The 5,612-nt window shown below is 42.0% G+C and carries 7 protein-coding genes; 5 read left to right on the top strand and 2 right to left on the bottom strand.

Translation table 11 applies throughout. The features are described from left to right. Window positions 1–61 precede the first annotated feature (61 nt). Window positions 62–1,594, bottom strand: coding sequence for a glutamate--tRNA ligase (gene gltX / locus WKF69_RS18420; RefSeq protein WP_340383836.1), 1,533 nt, complete (start codon window positions 1,592–1,594; stop codon window positions 62–64). 183 nt (window positions 1,595–1,777) lie between these two features. Between gltX and WKF69_RS18425 the strand changes: the two genes are divergently transcribed. Genes WKF69_RS18425 through WKF69_RS18435 form a run of 3 tightly spaced genes read left to right on the top strand, consistent with a single transcriptional unit; the run spans window position 1,778 to window position 3,895 of the window. Next, complete coding sequence (locus tag WKF69_RS18425; protein WP_340383837.1) at window positions 1,778–2,986, top strand: HAMP domain-containing sensor histidine kinase; 1,209 nt, start codon at window positions 1,778–1,780, stop codon at window positions 2,984–2,986. Further along, complete coding sequence (locus tag WKF69_RS18430) at window positions 2,967–3,473, top strand: DinB family protein (protein WP_340383839.1); 507 nt, start codon at window positions 2,967–2,969, stop codon at window positions 3,471–3,473. The genes WKF69_RS18425 and WKF69_RS18430 overlap by 20 nt, the downstream gene beginning before the upstream one ends. Beyond that, window positions 3,470–3,895, top strand: a complete 426-nt coding sequence (locus tag WKF69_RS18435; protein ID WP_340383841.1) for a hotdog fold thioesterase — start codon at window positions 3,470–3,472, stop codon at window positions 3,893–3,895. The genes WKF69_RS18430 and WKF69_RS18435 overlap by 4 nt, the downstream gene beginning before the upstream one ends. A 43-nt stretch (window positions 3,896–3,938) precedes the next feature. Here the strand turns inward: WKF69_RS18435 and WKF69_RS18440 are convergent, their stop codons facing one another. Beyond that, a complete protein-coding gene (locus WKF69_RS18440) occupies window positions 3,939–4,316 on the bottom strand; it encodes a DUF6249 domain-containing protein (protein WP_340383843.1) in 378 nt (125 codons plus the stop codon). A gap of 157 nt (window positions 4,317–4,473) precedes the next feature. Here WKF69_RS18440 and WKF69_RS18445 point away from each other — a divergent pair, with 157 nt between their 5' ends. Next, window positions 4,474–5,052, top strand: a complete 579-nt coding sequence (locus WKF69_RS18445) for a sigma-70 family RNA polymerase sigma factor (protein WP_340383845.1) — start codon at window positions 4,474–4,476, stop codon at window positions 5,050–5,052. After that, window positions 5,049–5,555, top strand: a complete 507-nt coding sequence (locus tag WKF69_RS18450) for a hypothetical protein (protein ID WP_340383847.1) — start codon at window positions 5,049–5,051, stop codon at window positions 5,553–5,555. The genes WKF69_RS18445 and WKF69_RS18450 overlap by 4 nt, the downstream gene beginning before the upstream one ends. Window positions 5,556–5,612 lie beyond the last annotated feature (57 nt).

Here is a 5,612-nt window from a genome sequence, read left to right on the forward strand (position 1 = left end):
AAATAATTGATATACAGTGACTTATATCACTAACTTAATGACATTGGGCGAAAGCCGGAATCTAACCAGCAAATACCGCCAAAGCCTTTTTAATCCTGAGCTCTGTTTCTTCTTTGCCAAGCAACGCGGCGATGTCAAAAACTGCCGGGCCAAATTTGCCGCCCACCAGCATGATCCGGAACGGAAGCATTACATCACCTATTTTGAGACTGCATTCTTCGGCCAAAGCTTTAAATGATGCTTCAAGATCTGTAGGGTTCCACTGATCTTCGCTAAAAGAAGTTAGCTGTGTGTTCAGCTTATTGAAATAATCAGTTTTAGCATCAGTCCATTTGGGTTTCACAGAATCAAGGTCGTATGTTTCAGGCGCAAGAAAGAAGAAGGAAGCCTGCTCCCAGAAATCCTGCAGGTACGTCATGCGCTCCTTCACCAGAGTAATTATCTGGTCCAAATAGTCCTCGCTTTTAACTTTAATACCCCGGTTTTCCAGTGCATCCAGTATCTGATACCTGATACATGATACCTCCGCCTTCTTAATATATTCATGGCTGAACCACTTCGCTTTTTCAATATCAAATTTCGCACCTGATTTGCTTACCCGCTCGATGCTAAATTTCTCAACAAGTTCATCGATGGTGAAGATCTCTTGCTCAGTACCATCATTCCAGCCCAAGAGTGCAAGCATATTTACGAAAGCGTCGGGAAGGAATCCCATTTCACGGAAGCCTTTAGTTATTTCGCCCGTTTTAGGATCGGTCCAGTTCATAGCGTACACCGGGAAACCCAGCCTGTCACCATCTCGTTTGCTTAACTTTCCATTGCCGTCGGGTTTAAGTATCAGCGGAAGATGCACCCACTCGGGCATGTCTTTTTTCCAGCCAAGGTATTCCCATAACAGTATATGAACTGGCGCTGAAGGAAGCCACTCCTCTCCACGGAATGCATGGCTTATCTGCATCAGATAATCGTCAACGACTACAGCAAGGTGATATGTCGGCATACCATCTGCCTTGAGCAATACTTTGTCATCAACAAGATCGGTTTCGAAGTTAACATGGCCACGGATCATATCATGAAAGTGCACAGTCTCTCCGGGCAGTACCTTAATTCTTACTACATGTGGAACTCCCTGATCGATGAACTCTTTGGTTTCTGCTTCCGAAAGGCTTAATGAATTGCGCAGTTGATTGCGGTTTTCATGTCCGTAACGGAAGTTCGGAAATTTCTGCCGCTGCTCTTCAAGTTCAGCTGTGCTGTCGAAGGCGTAATAAGCATAGCCATCTTTAACCAGTTGTTCAGCATATTGGCGATAATTCTCTTTGCGTTCACTTTGGCGATAGGGAGCGAATGAACCGCCGTTTACGGGACCCTCATCCGGGCTTAATCCGCACCAGTTAAGGCAATCAATAATATATTGTTCTGCACCTTCAACATAACGGTTTTGATCGGTATCCTCAATCCTGAGCACAAAAGCTCCCTTATGTTGTCGGGCAAATAAATAGTTAAACAAAACGGTTCTCACACCCCCAAGATGCAATCCTCCTGTGGGGCTCGGAGCAAAACGTACTCTTACTTTTTTGGCAATCTCAGACATGGGGCAAAGATAGGGATTGTTATGAGTTACGGGAAAGGTAGTAATCAGTAATCGGTATCAGGCGATTCGGTAATCAGTAATCAGTTGTCCAGGAATAGAAAGCAGCCTTAGGTGTTTGCAAGGAGCTCATTTCTCGATTCTCATAGCTCACATCTCATTTCCCTTTTGTATTTTGCTCCTTCTATGAATCCTTACGAACGTAAACGCCGCTGGAAATTTATATTACTTGCATTTGCTGTGGTAATTGCGGGTGCTTCAATGTGGTATACGGATTACCTCGTAAGGAATATTTCTGAGGCTGAGCGGACGAGAGCAGAACTTTGGGCTTTAAGTACGCGAAATATTATAGCGATGCCCGATGTGAATGATGAATACATAACATTCATTTACAGTATGAGGGATAGCCTCGCAGTTCCGGCTATAGTTGCCGATTCTGCTGGTAATATCATCACCTGGAGAGGGCTCGATAGTACGAAAACCGATATGAAAGAGGATACCCAAAGGACTTATGATCCCAAGTATTTCAATTCGGAACTAAAGCAGATGAAGAAACAGCATCAGCCAATAGTCCTTGAACTGGATACCCGTAAGTGGTTTGTTTATTATAAAGATTCTGTACTTCTTACCCAGTTAAAGGCCTTTCCATATATCCAGTTATCAGTTATCGCTATATTCCTTCTTGTGGCATACGGTGTTTTCAGCTCTTCAAGAAAATCCGAGCAGGATCAGGTCTGGGTGGGACTAGCAAAGGAAACTGCCCATCAGCTGGGAACACCTATATCATCATTAATGGCCTGGGTTGAATTGCTCAGAACGAGGGTTAATACCGCTGATGAGCCATTGATCATGGAGATGGAAAACGATGTTAAAAGGCTTGAGATGGTAGCGGACCGATTTTCAAAAATTGGATCCAAACCTGTGCTGCACAATCACATCGTTTATGCAGTCGTTGAGGAATTTATTAACTATTTCAGGGTTAGAGTAAGTGACAAGATCGAGTTTGTTCTGGACGGTGATAGTCAGGTGGAAGCCTTGATCAACGTGCCTTTATTTGATTGGGTGATTGAGAATATTCTCAAAAATGCAGTGAATGCTATTGATGGACCTGGCAGGATTAAAGTCGACATCAGGGAAAATCTGGTTAAAGAACAGGTTTTCATAGATATACGTGATACGGGTTCGGGTATCCCAAGATTAAAGTTTGACACCATCTTCCAGCCGGGATATACAACCCGTAAGCGCGGCTGGGGACTGGGATTATCACTTACCAAACGAATAGTCGAGAACTACCACAAAGGGCAAATTTTCGTGAAAGATTCAGAAATTGGAAAAGGAACTACATTCCGAATTGTTTTAAAAAGTAATATGACCTATGAAGCGACCGCAAGCTGACGAACATGCAGCATTTTATCAGAAGTATATCGATACCGTTAGTGATAACGTTATAGCAGAACTGGAGCACCAGGCTAATTCTTTCACGACTTTTTTAAAAGGGCTTACCCAGGATAAAGCATCTTATGCATATGCCGAAGGAAAATGGACGATCAAGGAGCTCGTAGGACATGTTATCGACACAGAGCGAATTATGGCCTACCGAATGTTAACCATCGGGAGGAACGATAAAACTCCTTTGCCGGGTTTTGAAGAAAATGACTACGTAATAAACTCCCATTTTGCCGACCGGACCTTAGAAAGTCTGGCTGATGAGTTCGCCACTGTGCGTAAAGCCAATATGTATCTGGTAAAATCATTTAATGAAGAAGAAATTAGCCGCTTAGGCAGTGCTAATGGCGCACCGATAAGCGTTCTGGCTTTGATCTACATACTGGCAGGCCATCTAAATCATCACCGGAAAATCATCGAAGAAAGGTATTTATGATCTGGTTCAGAGAATATGATGTCGCGGAAATTAATGGCCGGCCAACAGATCATATTGGAGCTTTGCTTGGAATTGAATTCATGGAGATCGGGGAAGATTTTGTTACGGCCCGGATGCCGGTGAATGAACGTACCCATCAGCCGTATGGAATATTACATGGAGGAGCGTCTGTGGTACTTGCTGAAACATTAGGAAGTGTGGCTTCGAGCATGGTAATCGATTGGGAAAAATACATTGGTGTGGGACTTGAGGTCAATGCGAATCACTTGCGGCCGGTAAAGTCAGGATATGTCACCGGAATATGTAAGTCAATACATATTGGGGGCAAAACACACGTTTGGGATATTAAGATCTACAACGACAAAGGAAAGATGAATTGTATCAGCAGGCTAACTGTGGCAATCGTACCCAGGCCTCAATAAACTAAGAAAGCCCCGGTACCAGCCAGGGCTTTGCCAGGATATGCTAGTTCTTAGCACCAGTTTCTTTCTTCTCGATCAGATAGGAGATGAATAATCCTAAGCCGCCAAATATTCCAAGAAGCGAGAAATAAATTGCTGCTATACCATCATTACCTCTATGGCTATATCTTGGATCTGTAAAGGAATTAAACACTGTATGATCTAAAATAAAAGCTAAAAATAAGCCTATTCCTAGCCCCATCAGCAAAAGGCCCCACTTTAAGGTTTGATAAGGATAAGGCTGTTGCTTCGTCAGCCCGGGATCCATTCCATTCTGGATTAAAGCCATATTTTCCTTATTTTTAAGGTACCTGAGACCAAAAACGCAGGCAAAAAAGCCTAAGCTTACTAAAATTGGTATTAGAACTTCAAATTCGCGCATAATGATATAATTAAGTGTATGATTTTATACTGTTTCTGACAGCTATGACAACAGGTCTGAAAGTCAGGTTACAGGCGATCGATAAATTATTAATGAATAGATTTATATAAATGAGATGTAACCTGATTGAATAAACCAGCGTCAGAGAGGGTAACTGATGGGTGATAAGTTTTCAGATAATGAACTAATAGGGAAAGTGCTGGCCGGCGACAAAACGGCCTATGCAACACTTGTCGCCCGTCATCAACGATTTGTTTTTACGCTGGCCTTCCGGTTTACAAAGAACCGTGAGGATGCTGAAGAGATCGCACAGGATTGCTTTATAAAAGCATATCGATTTTTAAATAATTTTAAGCAAAAATCTAAGTTCAGTACCTGGCTGTATAGTATTGTATTTACTACAGCGATGACCTTTCTCCGCAAAAAGCGGCTTGATATCAATTTGATAGATGATAATGAGGATTCAGAGTTCCTGAATATTGCCTCTGAGCAGGGAACGGATGAATTAGAACACAAATCTAAGATGGCCTATGTAAATATCGCTATAAGTCAGCTGTTGCCTGATGATGCGACGATAATAACACTGTTTTATCAGGCGGAACAATCTTTGGAAGAAATTGGTATACAGCTAAACATGGAAACCAATACAGTAAAGGTTAAACTACACCGGGCGCGACTTCGGTTAAAAGATAAATTGGAGCGTTTGTTGAATCATGAGGTAGGAGAATTATTATGAAGATAATAGAACAAGAGATCTGGGACTACCTTGACGGAAGTCTCAGCGAGGATGAAAGGATCTCAATCGAGAGCTGTATAGAAAATGATCCTCTATATCGCTCGATTTTTGAGGAGCTTAGTTCTCTAAATGACACCCTGCAAACGCTGGAATTGGATCATCCTTCCATGAGTTTTAACAGGAATGTGATGGACAAGGTAGATCTTGAGCCGAATCCCGGGTCAATTAAATCACTAATCGACAAAAGGATCATTTATGGTATCTCGGCATTTTTTATCCTGACCATCGGAGGGCTGTTATTATTTTTATTTGCTGCTATAGATTGGTCTTCCGTATCAGACGCGACAAACGGAACTTTTACAACTACTGCAATAAATTATTCAGCATTATCAGAAGGCCCTTTCGTCAAAGCTTTTCTATTCATTGATATCATGTTAGGACTGCTTCTTTTGGATGGATTTCTCCGAAAGCTTGTGAATACCAAAAAGTTAAAAAATATTTAGAACTTTTTTAAACTAGGATGGTTTAATTATTAGAACCCCATAGGGGTTCGTTGTGAT

It is taken from the genome of Daejeonella sp. (assembly GCF_037719425.1).
Lineage (GTDB): Bacteria > Bacteroidota > Bacteroidia > Sphingobacteriales > Sphingobacteriaceae > Daejeonella.